The sequence below is a fragment of the Paenibacillus tengchongensis genome (assembly GCF_008973665.1).
Classification (GTDB): Bacteria; Bacillota; Bacilli; order Paenibacillales; family Paenibacillaceae; genus Paenibacillus_AQ; species Paenibacillus_AQ tengchongensis.
On record NZ_WACP01000006.1, the window covers coordinates 49,290 to 70,006 of the forward strand.

A 20,717-nucleotide genomic window follows, 5' to 3' on the forward strand; every position below is an offset into this window, starting at 1 on the left:
AAGGAGAATGAAACCGCAATGGAAAGACGTTTTGCTTCCCATCCCAATGAAGTCAAGCAGTTCGATACCGGGCGTCTGCGTGAGGAGTTCCATATTCCTGTTATTTTTGCGCCTGATGAACTGAAGCTGGTCCTCACCCATGAAGACCGCATGATCGTCGGCGGCGCAAATCCGGTGAACAAGGATGTGGCGCTCACGACAAACCTGAAAGAGCTGGGTGTCACTTATTTCCTGGAGCGCCGTGAGCTGGGCGTCATCAATGTCGGCGGCAAAGGCACGATCGTCGTTGACGGGACTGAATATGAGATCGATTTCAAAGAATGCCTGTTTGTCGGACAGGGTGCCAAGGATGTGGTGTTCAAGAGCGCAGACAGCGCCAAGCCGGCCAAGTTCTACCTGAACTCCGCCCCTGCTCACCAGTCTTATCCGACCACCAAGACTTCGCTGGCCGAAGCGGAATCCGCCGCACTCGGAAGCCTTGAGAATTCCAATGAGCGCACGATTCACCGGTTCATTCATACGAACGGCGTACAGAGCGCGCAGCTGGTAATGGGGATGACGCAGCTGAAGACAGGCAGCATGTGGAACACGATGCCGGCCCATACCCATCCTCGCCGGATGGAGGCTTACTTCTACTTCGATCTGCCGGACGATGCCGTTGTGTTCCATCTGATGGGCGAGCCTTCCGAAACCCGGCACATCGTTATGCGCAATGAAGAAGCGGTGATCTCGCCGAGCTGGTCGATCCACAGCGGGGTAGGCACCAACAACTACACCTTCATCTGGAGCATGGCCGGAGACAACAAACGTTATGACGATATGGACCCCGTATCCATGAAGGAACTCAAATAGCATCACAACAATTACGGAAAGCTGAGGCAGACGGATGAACCCGATACGGCGACATGAGATGATAATGGAAGTTTTGCTGAACCAGAAGGATGTTACGGTGAACGAGCTGACCGAGAAGCTTCAGGTCAGCGGGAAGACGATCCGCGAGGACCTCAGCAAGCTGGAGGAGCAAGGGCTGATTGTGCGGGTGCACGGCGGGGCGGTGCTGGCGCAGAGCGACCAGTTCGGTATTCTGCCGGCCAGGGACCCACTGGACAAATACGCCGATGAGAAGGCGGAAATTGCCGTCTGCGCAGTTGCCCACATTGCACCGGATGACATTATTGCGCTGGACGGCGGCAGTACGACGCTGGAAATCGCGCGGCGGCTCGGCAATACTCCTCTCACTGTCGTTACCAACGATGTGTACATTATCAGCGAGCTGGTTCCGAAGGACAACATCAGGCTCGTGGTTCCCGGCGGATACCGGGTGCGCAACATGCTGGCCGGACCGGAGGCCGTCGCCTACGTTCGCAAGCTAAATATAGAAAAAGCCTTTCTGTCGGCTACAGCCGTTCATATTGAACAAGGGCTGTCGATTTACACCGGTGATCTGATCGATTATAAACAGGCCCTCGTCGCTACGGCCCGCACCGTCTATGCCGCCTGCGACCATCACAAATTCGGGCAAACCGCCCTGCGCACCTTCGCTTCCCTTCAGGAAGTGGATGTACTGCTGACGGACAGCGGGCTTACGGACGGGACAGCTGAACAGTTCCGGGCAGCAGGCGTGCAGCTTGAGTGCGGCAAATAAAGAATCATTAGCGGAGTCCCATCTACTCACTCAACTCAAAGGAGAGATTCATCCATGTCATCATTATTCAGTTTGGCAGGCAAAACAGCAATTGTAACCGGAGCCGCTCAAGGTCTGGGCCAAGGCATCGCTCTGGCATTCGCCGAAGCAGGCGCAGACGTAGTGTCCGTATCGCTGAACTCCAGTGAAGAAACCGTTAAGGCAGCAGAAGCCTTCGGCGTAAAAGCCGTAAGCATTGAAGCCGATCTGAGCGATCACAGCAAGCTGCAGGGTGCGTTCGACGACTCCTTGAAGCTGACCGGCAAAGTGGATATCCTCGTGAACTGCGCAGGCATGATCCGCCGCACACCGGCCAAAGACCACAGCGAAAAAGACTGGTTCGATGTCATCAACCTCAACCTGAACACCGTGTTCCTGTTGTCGCAAATCGCCGGCCGCCACTTCCTGGAAAGAGGCACGGGCAAAATCATCAACATCTGCTCCATGCTCTCCTACCAGGGCGGCATCAACGTTCCCGGCTATACCGCTTCCAAGCACGGCGTTGCCGGCCTGACCAAAGCGTTCGCCAATGAATGGGCACAGTTTGGCCTGAACGTGAACGCTATCGCACCGGGATATATGGCTACCGAGAACACTGCGCCGATCCGCGCCGACCAAGCGCGTTCCGATTCAATTCTCGACCGCATTCCGGCCGGACGCTGGGGTACTGCCGATGATGTGAAGGGACCGGCTGTGTTCCTTGCTTCCGCAGCTTCCGATTACCTGAACGGCCATATTCTTGCCGTAGACGGCGGATGGCTCGCCCGCTAATCTGCGTACGGTCAACAAAGCTGTACAGAACACCGGTTACCGGTGTATCCGTACGGCTTTGTTCTTTTTAGAGGGGGAAGCTATCATCTTGACCGAACCTTACAAACTCCTGCGGATGCTCGCGGATATAAGCCGCAATGATTCTCAAGCTCTCCGCCGCAACCGTTTGAAACCGTACATAAAGGGTTTCTGCGATTCTGCGCAGCTCCGGATCCCGTTCCAGATCACTCAGGCTCGTTTCCTCCCACCCTCTTCCCCCGCGCAAATTCCAGGCCGCAAAGGTCTGGCGCGTTTCCTCCAGAAACCCGTACATGATGCGGTCCCCAAAAAATTCAAGACCCCGGAGCACTCCGCTCCAATACCCCGGCTGCTCCTGCATATAACTGATCCAGGCATAAAATTCCGCTGCCGAAGGGCTGCTGTGGTCGTACATCACACGGAACATGCAAAGCGCCGCCCGGCCTTGGCCAAGCTCTGCAACCACCCGGGCCTTGAGCTGCGGAGACTTCCCCCGGATCTGGCCGAATACCGGTTCCATACAGGCACGCCCGAGGGCTTCATCACTTAATGATTGGAAGGTTTCCTTATCCATTACTGCAAGAGGCTGCATTCTTTCCCTCCCCGCCTATTGCCTTATTTGTACACCATTGTGGTAATCTAATGTAGATATGATTTTCAACAGATTGACTAAACCAACGATTAGGAAAGGAGTTCCGCATGAACGACGAGCTGCTCACAACATTTGATGAACTTGGCAACATTACCGGAGCCGCACCCCGCTCTGAGGTTCACCGGCTGGGCCTGTGGCATGAGACCTTCCACTGCTGGTTCGTCGGCCGGGAGCAGCAGGAGCTGACCGTGTATCTTCAGCTGCGGAGCACGGAGAAACGGGATTACGCCGGCTTGCTGGATATTACCGCCGCCGGGCATCTGCTGGCCCACGAGACCCCGGAGGACGGCATCCGCGAAATCCGGGAGGAGCTCGGGATTACGGTAAGCTTTGATGAACTGGTTCCGCTCGGCATCGTGCCGTATACCATGGAATCGGCAGGCTTCTCCGACAAAGAGCGGGCGAACGTCTATCTCTTCAGTAACTCTTACTCTCTCGAAGCCTTTCATCTGCAGGAAGAAGAAGTGGCCGGCATTGTCACGGCCAGCTTCGCCGACTTCCGCAGGCTCTGGCAGGGCGAAGCCGCTGCCATCCGCATCCGCGGCTTCCGGATGAGTGCAGGACTCCGCACAGAAATTGACGAGATGGCGGAAATCGGCCAGTTCGTGCCGCATGAGGCAGCATATTATTCAAAGGTTATCGAAGGTATTGCGGCTGCATTTGCTTAATTATACCAATTAATTTATTCCTATGGAGACTTCACCATGAATTCACCCAAGCTTGGCAAAGCTTTCTATTATTTATGGGGCACACAAACCGCTGCCAATGCAGCCGATGTGCTGTACATCATGGCTCTGACCGTGCTGGTGCTGGACCACACCGGCAGCCTGATTTCCGCCACGCTGGTCCCGCTGTTCCGCTCGCTCTCGCAGATGCTCAGCGGTTTATTGGCGCCGCTGCTGATCTACCGCTACCGGCTGCCCCGGCTACTGCTGCTGTCGCAGGCCGGCCAGTTTCTCTTTTTTACCGTGATGTCCGTCTATCTCGGTATCCAAGGAACAGGCGCCTCTCTGCTCGTCGTATTCCCGCTGATCTTCGCGATGTCCTTTCTGGACGGCTGGACGGTTCCCGCCCGCAATGCACTCGTTCCGCGGCTGTCCGGTACCCGGGAAGGGTTGCTCAAGGCCAACGGCCTGCTCTCCGTGAGCGACCAGGTCGTGCAGTTCGCCGGCTGGGGACTGAGCGGCCTGGTCATTGCCTGGATCGGGACCGGTCCCACGCTGCTCGTCACCGCCGTTATCTATGGCCTGGCTGCCCTGCTTACCCTGCAGGTGCGGGAACCTGCGGACGGTCGGGACGGCACTAGGGTTGCCGCCCGGGAGAATGCTGCAGAGCCAGGGGAAGCCGCTGCGCCCCGTCTGGCTCTGCTGACCGAAGGCTGGCGGATCATCTGGCATACCGGCAGCCTGCGGGCGCTGACCGCCATCGACGCCATCGACATGCTCGGCGGCTCCGTCTGGGTCGGAGCGTTTATGCTCGCTTTTGTACAGCAGGCGCTGGGCCAAGGCGAGGAATGGTGGGGATTTATCAATGCGGTTTATTTTGCCGGTACCGTCGGCGGCGGACTGCTGGTCATCGCCATGGTCCGCCGGATCGGCAACCGCCTGCTGCCCTTCATGCTTGCCGGCATGGCCGGCTACGGGATTCTGACCTTTCTGTATGCGGTCAATACCGTTCCTTATACCGCCCTGGTACTGGTCCTGATCATGGGCCCATTCGCCGAGCTCAGCGCGGTCACCCGGCGGACGCTGGTGCAGCGCAGCGTGAGCAGCGGGCAGTTGCCGAAGGTGCTGTCCGCACAGGCGGCGCTGATGCATTTATTCTTCTGCATCTCGCTGCTGGGCATGGCCTGGGTAGCGGAGACGTTCGGCATCGTCAAGCTCTATCTGTTTGCGGCGGTACTGACCTGCTCTGCCGTTCTGATCGGAATGCTCTATGCCCGGTCCCTTCGGCAGGCAGAGCGCAGCGCATAATTTTTATACGGCTATTCCGCTTTGTATACCTACAATAAAAGGCAGAACCCCGGCTGAACAGCTCCGGGCTTGAAGACAATCAAGCGCGGGCTATTCAGAAGCAGGTTCTGCCTTTATTCAGTTACAGCTCAAGTAAATCTTTGAAATGCTTGCCGGGAGCTTACAGGCTCAAATTATATGACTGTTAAACCCCTGCCGCCTTGCGTTTCAATATAGCCAGCCCGTTCACCGGCAGCTGCAGTTCGGCCGGAGCGGCTTCACCGGTCTCCATATCCGTATACTCCCGTCCATCAAGCGCAACCGTCTGAACACTGCCGCTGAAGTTCTGCACGAACACATAATCATGCTCGCCGTCGGTGCGGCGCTGTGCGGTTACTCCCGCCGGCAGCTCACTGTCCAGGACACGGGCAATACCTGCTTCGCTTGCAATGGCAGCATACAGGTCCACATAGAACGCCGGATCTTTCACCCGCGTCGCCAGGTGATACGCCTTGCCTGCACCCAGCTTATTCACGGTCAATGCCGGACGGCCGGCATAGAAGTCGCTGCGGTAATGTCCCAACGCCTCTGCGCCCTCCAGATGAATCAGCTCTGCTATTTCATGCGCATCATACTCTCCGTCCAGCTTGAGGGCATTGCCGCTCTCCATGACCAGGCCGTTCAGATCACGGCTGTGCAGTCCTTCCGTCTCCTCGGCCCAGATGCCCAGCGTCTTCCGCAGCGGGCCGGGGAAGCCGCCGAGATGGCACAGGTCGGTCTCATTGACGACGCCGGACCAGTAGGTAGCCAGGAAATTGCCGCCCTCTTCAACATACTTCTCAATCCGTGCGCCATTCGCCTCGCTGATCAAGTACAGCATCGGGGCAATGACCAATGAATAGGAAGACAGCTCGTCATCCGAACCGATGATATCCACGGGAATCCCCAGCTCCCACAGGGCACGGTAATGCTGAAGAACAGTCTCCTCGTATTTCAGCCCGGAATTGCGGATACCCTGGGCATCCTTAATGGCCCAGCGGTTGTCCCAGTCGAACAGAATTGCCGTCTTAGCCGGCGCCGTAGTGCCTACCAGTTCTGTCAGGTCCGCCAGCGCCTTGCCGACCTCGGCGACATCGCGGAAGACGCGGGTATCGCCATGGCCGCTGTGATCCACCACGGCACCGTGGAACTTCTCGCTGGAGCCACGGCTCTTGCGCCACTGGAAGTACTGCACGGAATCCGAGCCATGGGCCACAGCCTGCAGGGAAGACAGCTTATGCATTCCCGGCCGCTTCAGCTTGCTGACCGACTGCCAGTTGGTCAGCGATGGCGTGCTCTCCATCAGCAGGAACGGCTTGTGCTTGAGGCTGCGGAACAAATCATGCTGCATCCCTACCCAGGCAGCTAACCGTGCATCGTCGTTGTCTTCCGTATAATGCCAGTCGGGGTAAGCGTCCCATGAAACAACATCGAGAATCCGGGCAAGGTTGCGGTAGTCGACGCCGTCGATATTGTGCATATTCGTCGTGACCGGCAATTCCGGGTTGTAGGAACGCACGGATTCGATTTCATGACGGCAGAAATCGATCGTCCGCTCGCTGACGAAGCGGCGCCAGTCCAGGTTCAGGCCGTGCACCTGCGTCTCGCCGTGCGGAGCCGGGGATTCGATCTGCTCCCACGAAGTATAGGTGTGGCTCCAGAACGTAGTCCACCATGCATGGTTCACCTGGTCCAGGCTGCCTTCGTATTTCACCTTCAGCCACGCTCTAAATTCATTCTGGCAAAGGTCACAGTGGCATTCGCCGCCGAATTCATTGGAAATGTGCCAGCCGATCACCGCCGGGTGATGCGCATACCGCTCTGCAAGCTTTCCGTTCAGAAGTGCTGTTTTTTCGCGGTAAACCGGTGAAGTGTAACAATGATTATGCCGGACCCCGTGCAGATTGCGCACGCGGTTGCGCTCTATCCGCAGCACCTCGGGATACTTCTGCGACATCCAGGCCGGACGCGCACCGCTCGGCGTAGCCAGAAAGGCATAAATACCGTTCGCGGCAAACGAATCCAGCAGCTGGTCCATCCACTCAAATGTAAATACGCCTTCTTCCGGCTCCAGCGACACCCAGGAAAAAATACCGACGGACATCACATTGCAGCCCGCCTCTTTCATCAGGCGGATATCCTCGCGGAGAATCTCGGGATAACGCAGCCATTGCTCGGGATTATAATCGGCCCCATGCAGCATTACAGGTGCTTTGCTGCTGACCGGAGGTAATTTCATCGTCATTGTTCATCTTCATCCTTTCGTACTCTAGTCTGTGCAGGGTGGTACATTTCTCTGATTTCTTCCAGACAAAAGAACCAGCCTTTACAGAATCGATTGTTCATACTATATATAATATAGGATAAACGATTACACCCTGTAGGATTAATCTCGCGATTCCATAGTACAAAATGAAGATGAGGTGAACATCGATGCTGCCTTTTTCGCTGGTGGAACTGCCGCGCGGTTCCGGAGCATTTCCTCTGTACCCCTACTCTGCCGGGCGCCACATCCAGTATCATCATGTCCGTCCGGGCGGTTTTCCCGTGCATCAGGTGTTTCTGATCCACAGCGGACAGGGCCTGTTCCGCGATCTTGCGGACGGAAGCGAAACCGTGCTGGGCCCGGGAATGGTCTTTGCCTTTCCTCCCGACCGCGGCCATGAGTATTATCCGTTGTCGCATGAGCCGTGGCGGGTCGGCTTCATCGGCATCTATGGCCCGGAGGCTTCGCCGGTGCTGCATACGCTCGGGCTGCTGCCCTCCTCGCCTTCTCTGCCCGCCGATTTCAAGGATTGCTGGGAGGCCATCGGCGACATCTGGCATAAGGCGAACGGCCACAATACCGGACAGTCCGAACTGTCCGCCATCCTCTACCGGCTGCTGCTGTTGCTGCGCCCCGCGGAGCAGACCGCCGGCGCCCCCGAGCGCCCGGAGGCCGGAACGGTCCGCAACGAAGCGCTGCAGCAAGCCGTCAGCCTGATCAATACCCATTATACCGAACCGCTGCTTGTAGCCAATCTGGCCGCCGCTGTCGGCTATTCCGTGCAGCATTTCCAGCGTTTGTTCCTTCAGGAATTCGGGGTCACCCCGCATAAGTATCTGCAGAATTTGCGGTTAACCCGGGCGCTGCAGCTGATGGAGGAGAACCCGGAGCTGCCCATCCAGGAAATTGCCCTTAATCTGGGCATGGAGAGCAGTTACTTTATCCGGCTATTCCGTAAGACTTATGGATGCACGCCGGGAGAAATGCGCAGTAACATGACAAAAGGTGAGCGCTGAGCAGCAATAAGCCGCCTCCGTAATCGGAGACGGCTTATTGTCCTGCCTGCAAGCGGATATATATCTTAGGCTCTCTTAAACTTTCATTGCCCTGCTGCAGGTTAATTGATTTTCTGCAGTATATGATCCAGCGACAGCCGGATGACCTCCTGCGGAAACTCCGTATGGCCTGCGCATACGGACAGCTTATATCGCGGGTCCACCTCATACTGCCGGAAGAAGCACCGTCCGTTCTCATCATAATAGCCCTTTCCGTTCCTACTCACCGTAAACGAGTCCAGTCCTCCGGAAAGTCCCTGGCCCGTCTGCTTCAAGTAACTCTCCTTAAGCGTCCACAGCTCATAGAATACAGCCACTTGCCTATCGGCCGGCTCAGAGAGCAATAGCTGATATTCTTCCACCGAAAAAAACCGCTCGGCAATGCCGAACTCAATCGGTTTCATCTCCTCCACATCAATGCCGATCGGACTGCAGTCGATAGCGCAGACTACCCATTCACCCGAATGGGAAATATTGAAATGCATTCCCTCGTATAGCAATACCGGCTTCCCTGTATTGCTTTCCTTGGCGATCCGCACTTCACTTGGACGGCAGCCCAAATAAGACCCGGCCAGGCTGCGGATCAAGCATTCGCCGGTGAATGAACGCAGACGGTCGCTCCACCTTATGAACCTGCTGATGGTCTCCCGGCGCTCCAGGGGGAGAAGCCCCAGCCATTGCTCCAGCGCAAATTCATTGTCCAGCTGCTCCGCCAGGTTGACGCCATAAATCTTCATTCTGTTCTCCTTTGTCTTCAACAAATACCATATTCTATGTATATATACTCACCAGGAAATAATATCCACATTAAATAGAGCTGTCAATTACATGTATCGCTGACGCAGCTTCAATACTCTGCCCTAATAGAATAAAAAGTTAAGCAACTTGCTGAGAGGAGGTGATACTTGTGACTTCAACCATAATTTCACGGGCAGGCGCCGATGATGGCAATCAGATATCCGACATCATCAGATCATCGTTTCAGCGTCAGGCACAACTGCTTGGCATCAGTGAGAATGAGTTTCCAAATTACGTTGCTTTTGAAAGTGCGGCAAGCGCCAGCTCAAGAATTGCCGGCACACAAGTTTACCTGATGAAATTGGACGAGCAGCCTTTGGGTACCATCGGCTTATATGCAACCGGAGGTACTGGGTATATTGAGAGGCTGGCTGTACTGCCTGCCAGCAGAGGCAGAGGATATGGTGAACAGCTGCTGTATTTTGCCGAAAACGAACTACTTCAGCTGGGCTGCAGCGTTGTTCAGGTCTCGATAGTCGCCGAATTTACACGCCTTAAAAGCTATTATGAACGCCAGGGATTTCAAGAAACATTACGAAGAAACTATTCATCTCTCCCGTTCGAAGTCCTTTTCTTAGAGAAGCCTCTCTGCTAAAAAAAGTGCTCGTGCCTCAGTTTCAATCTCCGCTTTGGCCCGGAAATCAGCCGGACATACACAAACACCCGCCGGAGCGGGTGTTTGCCATGGTTTAAATTATATTCTATACAGTCATATGGAATATATACGACCGTTCACACTGCCGCAAACTGGCTGTTGTACAGACGGGCGTAATAGCCGCCGGCAGCGAGCAGCTCTTTATGGGTACCGCTCTCAACGATATCGCCGTCCTTCATGAACAGGATGATATCTGCTTCACGGATGGTAGACAGCCTGTGCGCGATGACAAAGCTGGTCCGCCCGGCGATCATCGCCAGAAATGCTTTCTGGATGCGAATCTCCGTCAGTGTATCAATGCTGCTCGTCGCTTCGTCCAGGATCAGCATCGGCGGGTCGGCCAGCATGACCCGGGCGATGGTCAGCAGCTGCTTCTGCCCCTGGGACAGGTTATCACCGGCGGCGGAAATCACCGTTGCATAGCCATCAGGCAGCCGTTTGATAAAGCCATGCGCATTTGCCGCTTTGGCCGCAGCAATGACCTCCTCCTCCGTAGCCTCCGGCATGCCGTAGGCAATATTGTCGCGGATTGTGCCGCCGAAGAGCCACGTATCCTGCAGCACCATGCCGAAGTTCCGGCGCAGATTGTCCCGGCTGAACTCCCGAATGTCTATACCGTCCAGCCGGATGGCTCCACTGTCCACGTCGTAGAACCGCATCAGCAGATTGACCAGTGTCGTCTTGCCTGCGCCGGTCTGCCCGACAATGGCTACACGGGTGCCGGGCGGCACCTCCAGGCTGAAATCACGGATCAGCGGGCGCTCCGCATCGTAGGCGAAGCTCACATGGTCGAAGCTGACGGCGCTCTGCTTGGTGCTGAGGGCCGGCGTCTGCGGAGCGTCTGTTGTCTCCTCCGGCAGATCCAGAACCGCAAAGATCCGCTGGGCGGAAGCGGTCGCCGACTGCAATTGGGTAAGCACTCCGGTAATCTCGTTAAACGGCTTGGCGAACAAATTGGAATAGATCAGGAAACTGGACAGGTCCCCGACGGAGAAATGTCCCGCGATGACCAGTGCACTTCCGAACATGGCAATTACGGAGAAGGTAATATTGTTGACAAGCCGGGTAGAGGGATTTGCCAGTGAACCATAGAACTGCGCTTTGACTCCCGTATCATACAATTCACTGTTCCGCTGTGAGAATGCAGCGTAGGTCCGGTCTTCGTAACGGTAGGCCTGCACTACTTTCTGCCCGCCGACCATCTCTTCGACATACCCGTTCAGTCCGCCGAGAATCTTCGCCTGCTCGCGGAACAGCTTCTGGGAGCGTGTAGTAATAAAGCGCGCCACATAATACGCGGCGGGTGCGGAGAGCAGCACCACAATCGTCATTACCGGGCTGATATAAAGCATCAGCAAGGTAGCGCCGACGATCGTCACAATGCCGGTCAGCAGGGTAGAGAAGCCCTGCAGCAGGCCGTCCGAGACAGCGTCCATGTCATTCACGAACCGGCTGATGCTGTCTCCCTGAGGATGATTGTCATGGAACTTCAACGGAAGTGCCTCCAGCTTGCCGAACAGCTCCCGGCGCAGCTCATACACCGTCCTATACGCTATCCGGTTCGTATAATAGGTCAGCAGCCAAGTGAACAGGCTGCCAACCAGATACACCGCTCCCAGAATCAGCAGGATACGCAGCACAGCGGGATAGTCCACCTGTCCTGCACCAAGCATCCGGTCAATCGCCCGGCCGATCAGCAGCGGACCGATGAGGCTGGCAATCACGCTGATGACGGCGCTGGCGGCTGCGGCTCCAGCGGATTTACGCTGCAGCTTTGTATATAATAAAATCCTTTTCCAGGTTGCTGCGGTACTATTCATCCCTGCACCTCCTCTGCCGACAACTGTGACGCGCATATTTCACGGTACTCTGCGCATGTCTCCAGCAGCTCCTGATGGCTGCCTGTTCCGGCAATCCGCCCTTCTTCAAATACGATAATCCGGTCCGCCTGTCTGACTGTGCTGACGCGCTGAGACACCAGCAGCACTGTCATCTCCGCGCTGTATTCCTTCAGCGCGCGGCGCAGGGCGGCATCCGTGGCGAAATCAAGCGCACTGGCCGAGTCGTCCAGAATCAGGATTTCCGGCCGCCCTACCACAGCGCGGGCAATCGTCAGCCGCTGCTTCTGACCGCCGGACAGGTTCTGCCCGCCGCGGGCAACCTGTGTATCCATGCCATCCGGAGACTTCAGGATAAATTCCTCTGCCTGTGCGACCGCTGCGGCCTGACGCAGCTCCTCCGCCGTGGCTTCCGGCTTGCCCCAGCGGAGATTGTCGGCAATGGTGCCCGTGAACAGTACCGCCTTCTGCGGCACCAGACCGATCTTGCTCCGCAGCTGCTCCAGCGGATAAGCACGGACATCGCTGCCGCCTACTTCAACACTCCCCTCCGCAGGATCATAGAACCGGGCAATCAGGTTAATGAACGTGGATTTGCCCGACCCGGTGCTGCCGATGATGCCGACCGTCTGTCCGCGGCCAATATTCACCGTAATATCCTGCAGCGCCAGCTCACCGGTGGTATGATAGCGGAAAGACACATGCTTGAAGGCAATAGCCGGGGAAGAAGGATCAGCCTTGGGAACGGCACCGCTGCCGCTTTCCCGCACCGACGGCTGCGTCTCCAGCACCTCATTGACGCGCGCAGCCGAGGAAGCAGCCTTGGTAAACAGAATGACCAGATTGGAGACGACAATCAGCGCCAGCAATATCTGGGTGACATAGTTGATAAAAGCGATAATCTCCCCTTGCGACAGAGAGCCGGCATTGATCCGGATTCCTCCGGCCCATAGTATGGCGATAATTGCCGCATTGACAACCACCGACGTCATAGGATTCAGCCAGGCGGCAATACGCCCGACGCGGATGGCTGTTGCCGTCAAGTCTTCGGAGGCAGCGTCAAAACGCTCTTTCTCCCGCCGTCCCTTGGCAAATGCGCGGATGACCCGGACGCCGGAGAGATTTTCGCTCAGCACCTGGGCCAGCCGGTCCAGCTTCTGCTGGGTTTTGCGGTAGAGCGGCGAACTGCGGGTGATGATGAAATACAGGATAAGTCCGAACACCGGCGTTGCCGCAAGCAGAATCAGCGACAGACGGAAATCCAGGATCATCGACATGATAATCGCTCCGATACATATGAACGGAGCCCGGACGACAAGCCGGATCAGCATCGCTACTGCAACCTGCAGCTGGTTGACATCATTGGTTACCCGGTTGATCAAAGACGGCGTGCCCAGACGGTCCAACTCAGCCCAGGACAGGCCGGAAATATGGACGAACAATTTATTGCGCAGCGATGTGCCGAAGCCCTGCGAGGCTCTGGCGGCGTAATGCTGGCAAATCATTGAGCTGCCGAAGCCCAGCAGCGACATCAGCAGCATCACACCTCCCATCCGGTAAACATACGCACTGTCGTGCCCGCCGATGCCGTTGTTGACAATTAAGGCAACAACCGTCGGAAGCAGCAGCTCAAGAACAGCCTCCAGCAGCTTGAAGAGCGGGCCGAGAATCACCTCCTTACGGTACGGCTTTAAAAATGCGGCAATTTTAAACACAAGCATCCTCACCTTAACATTATGTAGTCTTATTGACTGGCCTTTCTGTCAAACACCCGTTATGATTATGTCATATCCGTTTGCATATTAATAATATTGCTTTCGTATTCGTCCCATATGTATTTCATATCTCAATTTTTTGAGGAACAGGAGTCTTCCGCATGGACATCCGGCAGTTAAAATATTTCCTGGCCATTGCCGAGGAAGGACAAATCACTTCGGCGGCACGTAAGCTGCAAATGGCCCAGCCCCCGCTCAGTCAGCAGCTGAAGCTGCTGGAAGAGGAGCTTGGCGTCAAGCTGGTGGAGCGCGGCCCGCGCAGCATTCAGCTTACTGAAGCAGGTACCCTGCTCCGCGAGCGGGCCCAGCAGATTCTCGAGATGGCCGATTCTACCGCACGCGAGCTGGCAGACCTGGTCAAAGGCGTGCGGGGCACCCTCTCCATCGGGACTGTCTCCTCTTCCGCAGCCACGCTGCTGCAGGACCGGCTCTTTGAATTTCATAAGGAGTATTCCGGCATTAAATTTGCCATCCACGAAGGCAACACCTACCGCATTCTGGATCTACTGAACAGAGGCATCGTGGAGGTCGGCATTGTGCGCACGCCGTTCAACAGCGCGAGCCTGGAATGCCGGTATGCGCGATCCGAGCCGATGGTCGCCGTCATGACGCCGGACGCGGACTGGACGCATGGGCGTACCGCGATCGAGCTGGGGGAACTGAAGCAGAAGCCGCTCATTGTCTACCGCCGGTTCGAGCAGCTGATCCGGGAGACGAGTCTCGAGAACGGCTTTGAACCCGAATTCTTCTGCATGAATGACGATGCGCGCACCACGCTGCACTGGGCCAATGCCGGTCTCGGCATCGGCCTGATTCCGAGGTCTGCCTTCGGACTGGCCGGCAACGGCAATCTCATCTCCAAAGAGATCATCAGCGAATCACTGGTCACCCGGGTCGCAGCGGTCTGGATCAAGGACAAATATCTGTCCGCCCCGGCCAAGCGGTTTATCGACAGTTTTACCGGCCAATAATCCTCTAGCTTTAGCAAAACAACCCGCCCCAGGCAGTGCCCGGGGCGGGTTGTTTCATGCTTGGCCGCAGCAGGCCGAAGCTTATACCATGATTTTGCAGATATCGTTGGTGAATTGCACCGGATCGTTCACTTGCAGCCCCTCGATCAGCAGCGCCTGGTTGTACAGCAGGTTAGTGTACAGGCTCAGCTTCTCCTTATCGCCTTGGGCGGCAGCCTTCAATGATTTGAAGACGTCGTGGTTGATATTGATTTCGAGCACCTTGTCGGCCTGGACCTCTTGTCCGTTCGGCATGGACTTCAGCACCTTCTCCATTTCGATCGACAGCTCGCCCTCTGCGGACAGGCACACCGGATGGGATTTCAGCCGCTTGGAGGCTTTGACGGACTTCACCTTACCGGCCAGAATGCCTTGCATTTCCTCGAACAAGCCCTTATTCTCGGTCTCTTCCTCTTCCGAAGGCTTGTTGTCGGCATCGTCGATGCCGAGATCGCCGCTCGATACGGATTTGAACTCTTTTTCCTTGTAGGACATAATCATCTTGAGCGCAAACTCGTCGATATCGTCGGTCAGGTACAGAATTTCATAGCCCTTGTCCAGCAGCAGCTCCGTCTGCGGCAGCTTCTCGATGCGTTCTACCGAATCGCCGGCGGCATAATAAATATACTTCTGCTCTTCCGGCATTCTCTCGACATATTCAGCCAGCGTAACCTGCTTCTTCTCCTTGGAGGAGTAGAACATCAGCAGATCCTGCAGCGTGTCCTTTTCCATACCGTAGTCGTTGTAGACCCCGAATTTCAACTGGCGGCCGAACGATTTATAGAACGTCTCATATTTCTCCCGTTCATCCTTCAGCAGGCTCAGGAGCTGGCTCTTGATCTTGCTCTTGATGTTCTTGGCGATCAGCGTCAGCTGGCGGTCATGCTGCAGCAGCTCGCGGGAGATGTTGAGCGACAGATCCTCGGAATCGACCATCCCTTTGACGAAGCTGAAATAATCCGGCAGCAGATCGCCGCATTTGTTCATAATCAGCACGCCGTTCGAGTAGAGCTCCAGACCTTTTTCATATTCCTTGGTGTAATAATCAAAAGGTGTATTCTCCGGAATAAACAGAATCGCATTGTACACTACGGCCCCGTCGGCGCTGATATGGATGTGCTTGAGCGGCTTGTCGAAGCCGTAGCGCTTCTCGTTGTAGAAGTTGTTGTAATCCTCTTCGGTCAGCTCGTTCTTGTTCTTGCGCCAGATCGGCACCATACTGTTGACCGTCTGCTCTTCCACAACCGTCTCATACTCGTTCTCTGCGCCTTCCTTCGGCTGACTGCGGCTTACGTCCATCTTGATCGGGAAGCGGATGAAATCCGAATATTTCTTGACGATTGATTTCAGGCGGTATTCTTCCAGGAATTCATCGTAATTGTCATCTTCGGTATTGGGCTTGATCTGCAAAATGATATCGGTACCGACCTCAGCCTTCTCGGCAGGCTCGATCGTGTAGCCGTCAGCACCCTGCGATTCCCATTTGAACGCCTGGCCGCTGCCCAGCGCTTTACTGATGACGGTTACCCGGTCAGCCACCATAAAGGCGGAATAGAAGCCTACGCCGAACTGGCCGATAATGTTGTGACCGTCTTTGGCTTCGTTGTCCTTCTTGAAGGCAAAAGAGCCGCTGTTCGCAATAATCCCGAGGTTGTTCTCCAGCTCCTCCTGGGTCATCCCGATCCCCGTGTCGGAGATAGTCAGCGTACGGCTGTCTTTATCCGCGGATATTCTAATGAAATAATCCTCTTTATTAAACACCAGACTATCGTCGGCCAGTGCTTTGTAATAGATTTTGTCAATGGCATCGCTGCTGTTGGAAATCAGTTCCCGAAGGAAAATCTCGCGCTGCGTGTAGATGGAGTTGATCATCATTTCCAGTAATCGTTTCGATTCGGCTTTGAATTCTTTTTTGGCCATGAACTAAATGATCTCCTTTCAAAAATAGCAATTCTAAATAGCTTCCGCTATGTCCAGAAAGATTAGCACTCCATTCAGATGAGTGCTAACACTTCCTTTTATATACCATATTCCCGTTTTTGCTGTCAATATCCGGTTGTTAAGCGGCGTCATATTAACGGAAATTCGGGCGTTCAGGAAACCGCAGACTTCGTTCTGGCATCATCCAGCAGCATTTGAATCAAGTATTCCAGCGGCGATGAATGCCATTTCTTCGGGTGCAGCAGCAGCTGGAGATCAAAATGAATTTCCGGATGAGCAAACGGCAGCTCGGCCAGCGTTCCGCGTTCGATCTCCTCTTCAGCCACTATCCGTGGCAGGAGGGCGATGCCGAGACCGTTGCGCACACAGCGCTTGATCGCCTCCAGATTGGATAGCTCAAAGCCGATCCGAAAGATGATGCCATGCTCCTTGAGCAGATTCTCAAATAAACTGCGGTAAATGCAGCTCTCTTCCGAGACGATCAGCTCACAATTGTTCAGATCCTGCAGCGTGACCCGCTCCACGCCGGCCAAAGGATGGCCCGCAGGCGCCACCAGAACAAGCGGTTCATTGCGGATCACCGTGCGCTGCAGCAGCGCGTCCGCCGTACTCCGGTCGAGCATCAGGCCGATGTCCACTTCGCCGTCTCTGAGCTTGGCCAGCAGCTTGGCCTCCTGCTCGGTCTGCAGATGAATATTCAGTCCCGGAAACCGGGTCCGCAGCTGCTGCAGAAAAGGCGGCAAATAAAAGGCGGCCAGCGAATCGATTGTGCCGATCGTCAGCGTGCCGCCGATTCTTTGGGCGATAGTTTCTTTGGAACGGTCATACAAATCAAGAATTTCGGCAAACAGCTTCAGCAGCTCTTCTCCCGGCGGTGTAAGCCGCAGGGCGCGCCCATGCCGTTCAATCAGCGGTACGCCGTATTCCTTCTCCAGCTTCTGGATTTGCATCGTAACGCTGGACTGGGCGTATCCCAGCTCTTCTGCTGCGCGGGTAAAGCTCTGCCGCTTGGCCACCTCGCGGAAGGTCCGCATATATGTTAAATCCATGTCCTCACCCTAACATCAATATTATTGATAACCTACATCATTTATTATAGATAACGATGATACAAGAATCCATGCTAAAGTAGAATAAAAGGCTGCACAAATTTGGAGGACGATAGTTCATGTTAACAGAAGAGCAGATTTATGGAGTTTATGTTCCTGTGGTAACCCCGTTTGATACCGCAGGGGAGATTGATTTGGAATCGTATCAGCGATATGTGAACAACATCATCAAGAACGACATTCATGGTCTGGTCGTCAATGGAACCACTGGAGAATCGCCTACAGTCAACATACAGGAGCTGCAGAGCCTCATCGCGGCATCGCAGGAACTGCTGCGCGGCCGCAGCATCCCGCTCGTGATCGGCACCGGCACCAATGATACGGCATCCACCGTGAAGCGTACGGAGCTTGCGGCCAACGCCGGAGCCGATGCCGCACTGGTAGTAGTGCCTTACTACAGCCGCCCATCCCAGGAGGGCATTATCGCCCATTTCCGCAAGGCCGCTGAAGTCGGGATTCCCATCCTGGCTTATGATATTCCCGGCCGTACCGGCGTTGGCATGACCCTGGACACCGCCCGCGCCATCCTGGACATGGAGCATGTCGTCGGGCTGAAGGACTGCTCCGGCTCGGCGCAGCTCGTTTCCCAATTGTCCGCTTTAGGCTCAAAGCCTGTGCTCTGCGGAGATGATGTGCATTTCCTCGATATGCTGGGCCATGGAGCAGCCGGCGGCATGCTCGCCTCCGCCAATGTTCATACCGACAAATTCCTCGGCATTTATGAATTGTTCAGAGCCGGCAGCACCGAAGCAGCCCAGGCGGAATTTAACGCTCTGCTGCCGCTGATGCGCCTGCTGTTTAAGGAATCAAACCCGGCCCCGGTCAAATGGCTGCTCAGCGCCCGCGGTGAAATCGCTTCGGACACACTGCGCCTGCCGATGACTTCGATTACTGCCGGGCTCCGTGAAGAACTGGGCGCTTATCTGGCCGACAGCGTTATCGCCTGAATCTCCGTAAAGTAAAAACCCGCTGACTGCATGATTGATGCAGATAGCGGGTTTTTCAATTTTGAAGCTGCTGGACACAGGTTGTTATTTAGCATTATTAAAATTTTTAAATATTTGTTGGTAAATATGTTCAGTAATGGTTCAGTGGCCTGATGTAATATAGAAATAAATAACAGGGAACCAGTCAAAGGAGCTTCAGAAAACATGAGTAAAAGAAGATCAGCAAATCCCCTGCTCTGCTCGGTATCGGGCTGTGACATCAGACATTACGCCAAAGGATACTGCAAGAAGCACTACAACTCCGCGTGGTACAGATCCCGTGTGGCTGCACAGCGCAGCGAAACTTCGGACAGCTCCAAGTTCCGGGTTGAAGTGCTTTGCATATGTATTGCAAATTCATAGGGTAGGCTGATTTCAGGCAACACTCGAAAACAAAGAACAAGCGGAGGACGCGTCCTCCGCTTGTTCTGTTGGTTCATAACCTTATTCTACAATTTCAGCTGTGTCGCCGTTATTCGCTCCGGCTGCATTGGCTTCGTCGGTATCGATATGCATATCCAGGGCGAAATTGTCGGATACGCGGGCGAGCACATTTTCCAGCACCAGACCACGTTCACCGCCGAGACGCACTTTAAGCAGCTGCTTGTCGGCAATACCCCAAGCCGCAGCTTCAGAAGTATGGAAGTGAATATGACGGGCAGCTACGATTACGCCTTTGTCCAGCTCTACTTCACCGGCAGGGCCTTTAATCGTAATACCAGGTGTTCCTTCAATATCTCCGGATTCACGGACCGGTGCTTTCACGCCGAGGCTGAATGCATCGGTGCGGGAAATTTCCAGCTGGGAGGCCGGACGGGCCGGGCCGAGAATTCTGACTTTATCAAATTTTCCTTTGCTGCCGATAACGGCAACTTGCTCGTTAGCTGCGAATTGTCCTGGTTGGGAGAGCGGTTTGAATTCGGTCAATTGATAACCTGCGCCAAACAGAATCTCCACATGCTCCTGCGTAAGGTGAATATGCCGGGCCGACACACCTACGGGTACAGTCTTGCTCATTTTTGTAGTCACTCCTTGTATTTTCTCTAGTATCTGTACAAGCCATTGTCCATTATACTCCTTATTACCCGAAAAGAAAAAGACCCTCCGCACAAGGAAGATCATTTTTCAGCTATTTTCTGCCCCACAGCAGATAATGTCACTTATTTGTCAGGAGTTCTGCGGTTAGAAGGCAGCTGATCCGCCAAGAAAAGAGCCGCATTGTCGTACAGCCAGCCTCTCACCTCGTTCTCCGGATAATGGCGGAGCAGCAAATCGGCAAAACCGGCATAAGCGCCGGGATGCTCCAGGCCCTCCACCCAAATGTCGATGCCGTCGAAATCGGAGCCGAACATAATTTGTTTGCTGCCCCCCAAACTGCAGATATGCTCAATATGTGTAAGCATGTCTTCCTGCCTTGCTATGCCCTGGTTCCGCACAAACATGGGAACAAAGGTCAATCCAATTCTTCCGTCCAGCGCGATCAGCGCTTTAATCTGTTCGTCGTTCAAGTTCCGCACATGATTGCAGACAGCGGCACAGTTGGAGTGTGAAGCAATAAACGGCCGTTCACTGCGTTCAGCCAGCTCCCAGAACCCTGCTTGCGAGAGATGCGATACATCAAGCAGCATCCCGCTCCCGTTGCACCAGTCAATCAGCTGCCGGCCTTTAACGGTAAATCCGCCGCCACGCGGCTCCAGAACCCCGTCTGCCGCCCAATTGGCGTAATTCCAGGTAATACCCATTACACGCACTCCCAGCTCGAAGAGAGCCTGTGCATAGAAGAGATTGCCTTCCAGACCGTCTACTCCCTCAAGAGAGAGCAGCGCCCATGGCACTGCATTTTTTTCATCCCTTTGCACCATATCCTCCTTCCAGTACAGCCGCCGGAGTCCATCAGGACCGGCAATCCTGCTGTGGAAGAGTTCGATCTGGCCGAGCACATCCGCCAACCCGCGGCGGCCTCCGGCTTCTGACAAATACACCGCAAATACCTGCAGCTGAACATTGCCCGCTTTTAACCGCTCCAGCGTGACATCCAGCCGCGGATCGTTCCGGAAATCCATTCCCGCGTCCATCTGCAGCTTGCTTAACGCATCGCAATGAAAGTCCGCTACCTTAAGAAAATTTGCCATCTCATCTCCCGCCTTTACTCAGAGTGGGGATATATC

The 20,717-nt window shown here is 55.0% G+C and carries 19 protein-coding genes; 9 read left to right on the forward strand and 10 right to left on the reverse strand.

Annotated elements, in window-relative coordinates; genetic code table 11:
• Positions 1 to 18 precede the first annotated feature (18 nt).
• From kduI to kduD, 3 genes are read left to right on the forward strand one after another with little or no spacing between them, the layout of a single operon-like run.
• A complete protein-coding gene (gene kduI / locus F1381_RS11690) occupies positions 19 to 852 on the forward strand; it encodes a 5-dehydro-4-deoxy-D-glucuronate isomerase (RefSeq protein WP_151735039.1) in 834 nt (277 codons plus the stop codon).
• Between the two features lie 34 nt (positions 853 to 886).
• Positions 887 to 1,645 (forward strand): DeoR/GlpR family DNA-binding transcription regulator, encoded by a 759-nt coding sequence (locus tag F1381_RS11695; RefSeq protein ID WP_151735040.1) that lies wholly within the window; start codon positions 887 to 889, stop codon positions 1,643 to 1,645.
• A 54-nt stretch (positions 1,646 to 1,699) separates the two neighbouring features.
• Positions 1,700 to 2,455 (forward strand): 2-dehydro-3-deoxy-D-gluconate 5-dehydrogenase KduD, encoded by a 756-nt coding sequence (kduD, locus tag F1381_RS11700; protein WP_151735041.1) that lies wholly within the window; start codon positions 1,700 to 1,702, stop codon positions 2,453 to 2,455.
• A 67-nt stretch (positions 2,456 to 2,522) separates the two neighbouring features.
• Here the strand turns inward: kduD and F1381_RS11705 are convergent, their stop codons facing one another.
• A complete protein-coding gene (locus F1381_RS11705; RefSeq protein WP_187355305.1) occupies positions 2,523 to 3,047 on the reverse strand; it encodes a hypothetical protein in 525 nt (174 codons plus the stop codon).
• Positions 3,048 to 3,172: 125 nt separating this feature from the next.
• Between F1381_RS11705 and F1381_RS11710 the strand changes: the two genes are divergently transcribed.
• Together F1381_RS11710 and F1381_RS11715 are read left to right on the forward strand one after the other, a co-directional pair.
• Positions 3,173 to 3,793 (forward strand): NUDIX hydrolase, encoded by a 621-nt coding sequence (locus tag F1381_RS11710; RefSeq protein ID WP_151735043.1) that lies wholly within the window; start codon positions 3,173 to 3,175, stop codon positions 3,791 to 3,793.
• Positions 3,794 to 3,829: 36 nt separating this feature from the next.
• Positions 3,830 to 5,098, forward strand: a complete 1,269-nt coding sequence (locus F1381_RS11715; RefSeq protein ID WP_151735044.1) for an MFS transporter — start codon at positions 3,830 to 3,832, stop codon at positions 5,096 to 5,098.
• Positions 5,099 to 5,282: 184 nt separating this feature from the next.
• On the opposite strand, the gene F1381_RS11720 is transcribed toward F1381_RS11715, so the two are convergent.
• Entirely contained in the window at positions 5,283 to 7,361 is a 2,079-nt protein-coding gene (locus F1381_RS11720) for a beta-galactosidase (protein WP_151735045.1), read from the reverse strand.
• A gap of 188 nt (positions 7,362 to 7,549) precedes the next feature.
• On the opposite strand from F1381_RS11720, the gene F1381_RS11725 reads away from it, so the two are divergent.
• Positions 7,550 to 8,398 carry a helix-turn-helix transcriptional regulator gene (locus tag F1381_RS11725; protein ID WP_151735046.1) on the forward strand — a complete coding sequence of 283 codons (849 nt, stop codon included), beginning with the start codon at positions 7,550 to 7,552 and terminating at the stop codon, positions 8,396 to 8,398.
• Positions 8,399 to 8,499: 101 nt separating this feature from the next.
• Here the strand turns inward: F1381_RS11725 and F1381_RS11730 are convergent, their stop codons facing one another.
• A complete protein-coding gene (locus tag F1381_RS11730; RefSeq protein ID WP_151735047.1) occupies positions 8,500 to 9,174 on the reverse strand; it encodes a 4'-phosphopantetheinyl transferase family protein in 675 nt (224 codons plus the stop codon).
• A gap of 170 nt (positions 9,175 to 9,344) precedes the next feature.
• Between F1381_RS11730 and F1381_RS11735 the strand changes: the two genes are divergently transcribed.
• Positions 9,345 to 9,830, forward strand: a complete 486-nt coding sequence (locus F1381_RS11735; protein ID WP_187355306.1) for a GNAT family N-acetyltransferase — start codon at positions 9,345 to 9,347, stop codon at positions 9,828 to 9,830.
• Between the two features lie 137 nt (positions 9,831 to 9,967).
• Here the strand turns inward: F1381_RS11735 and F1381_RS11740 are convergent, their stop codons facing one another.
• Entirely contained in the window at positions 9,968 to 11,710 is a 1,743-nt protein-coding gene (locus tag F1381_RS11740) for an ABC transporter ATP-binding protein (protein WP_151735049.1), read from the reverse strand.
• Positions 11,707 to 13,443 carry an ABC transporter ATP-binding protein gene (locus tag F1381_RS11745; protein ID WP_151735050.1) on the reverse strand — a complete coding sequence of 579 codons (1,737 nt, stop codon included), beginning with the start codon at positions 13,441 to 13,443 and terminating at the stop codon, positions 11,707 to 11,709. The genes F1381_RS11740 and F1381_RS11745 overlap by 4 nt, the downstream gene beginning before the upstream one ends.
• A gap of 161 nt (positions 13,444 to 13,604) precedes the next feature.
• Here F1381_RS11745 and F1381_RS11750 point away from each other — a divergent pair, with 161 nt between their 5' ends.
• Positions 13,605 to 14,474 carry a LysR family transcriptional regulator gene (locus F1381_RS11750; RefSeq protein WP_151735051.1) on the forward strand — a complete coding sequence of 290 codons (870 nt, stop codon included), beginning with the start codon at positions 13,605 to 13,607 and terminating at the stop codon, positions 14,472 to 14,474.
• Between the two features lie 81 nt (positions 14,475 to 14,555).
• On the opposite strand, the gene htpG is transcribed toward F1381_RS11750, so the two are convergent.
• Both htpG and F1381_RS11760 read right to left on the reverse strand, forming a co-directional pair.
• On the reverse strand, positions 14,556 to 16,433 hold the full coding sequence (gene htpG, locus F1381_RS11755; protein WP_151735052.1) for a molecular chaperone HtpG: 1,878 nt from the start codon (positions 16,431 to 16,433) through the stop codon (positions 14,556 to 14,558).
• 173 nt (positions 16,434 to 16,606) lie between these two features.
• Complete coding sequence (locus tag F1381_RS11760; RefSeq protein ID WP_151735053.1) at positions 16,607 to 17,503, reverse strand: LysR family transcriptional regulator; 897 nt, start codon at positions 17,501 to 17,503, stop codon at positions 16,607 to 16,609.
• 119 nt (positions 17,504 to 17,622) lie between these two features.
• Between F1381_RS11760 and dapA the strand changes: the two genes are divergently transcribed.
• Complete coding sequence (gene dapA / locus F1381_RS11765) at positions 17,623 to 18,510, forward strand: 4-hydroxy-tetrahydrodipicolinate synthase (protein ID WP_151735054.1); 888 nt, start codon at positions 17,623 to 17,625, stop codon at positions 18,508 to 18,510.
• Here the strand turns inward: dapA and F1381_RS28240 are convergent.
• The 3 genes from F1381_RS28240 to F1381_RS11775 form a co-directional block, all read right to left on the reverse strand.
• Complete coding sequence (locus F1381_RS28240; RefSeq protein ID WP_187355307.1) at positions 18,483 to 18,770, reverse strand: hypothetical protein; 288 nt, start codon at positions 18,768 to 18,770, stop codon at positions 18,483 to 18,485. The genes dapA and F1381_RS28240 overlap by 28 nt on opposite strands.
• Before the next feature lie 223 nt (positions 18,771 to 18,993).
• Positions 18,994 to 19,566: a phosphate propanoyltransferase gene (gene pduL, locus F1381_RS11770; RefSeq protein ID WP_151735055.1), complete on the reverse strand. Its 573-nt coding sequence runs from the start codon at positions 19,564 to 19,566 to the stop codon at positions 18,994 to 18,996.
• A 143-nt stretch (positions 19,567 to 19,709) separates the two neighbouring features.
• Positions 19,710 to 20,681 carry a dipeptidase gene (locus F1381_RS11775; protein WP_151735056.1) on the reverse strand — a complete coding sequence of 324 codons (972 nt, stop codon included), beginning with the start codon at positions 20,679 to 20,681 and terminating at the stop codon, positions 19,710 to 19,712.
• Positions 20,682 to 20,717: the final 36 nt, after the last annotated feature.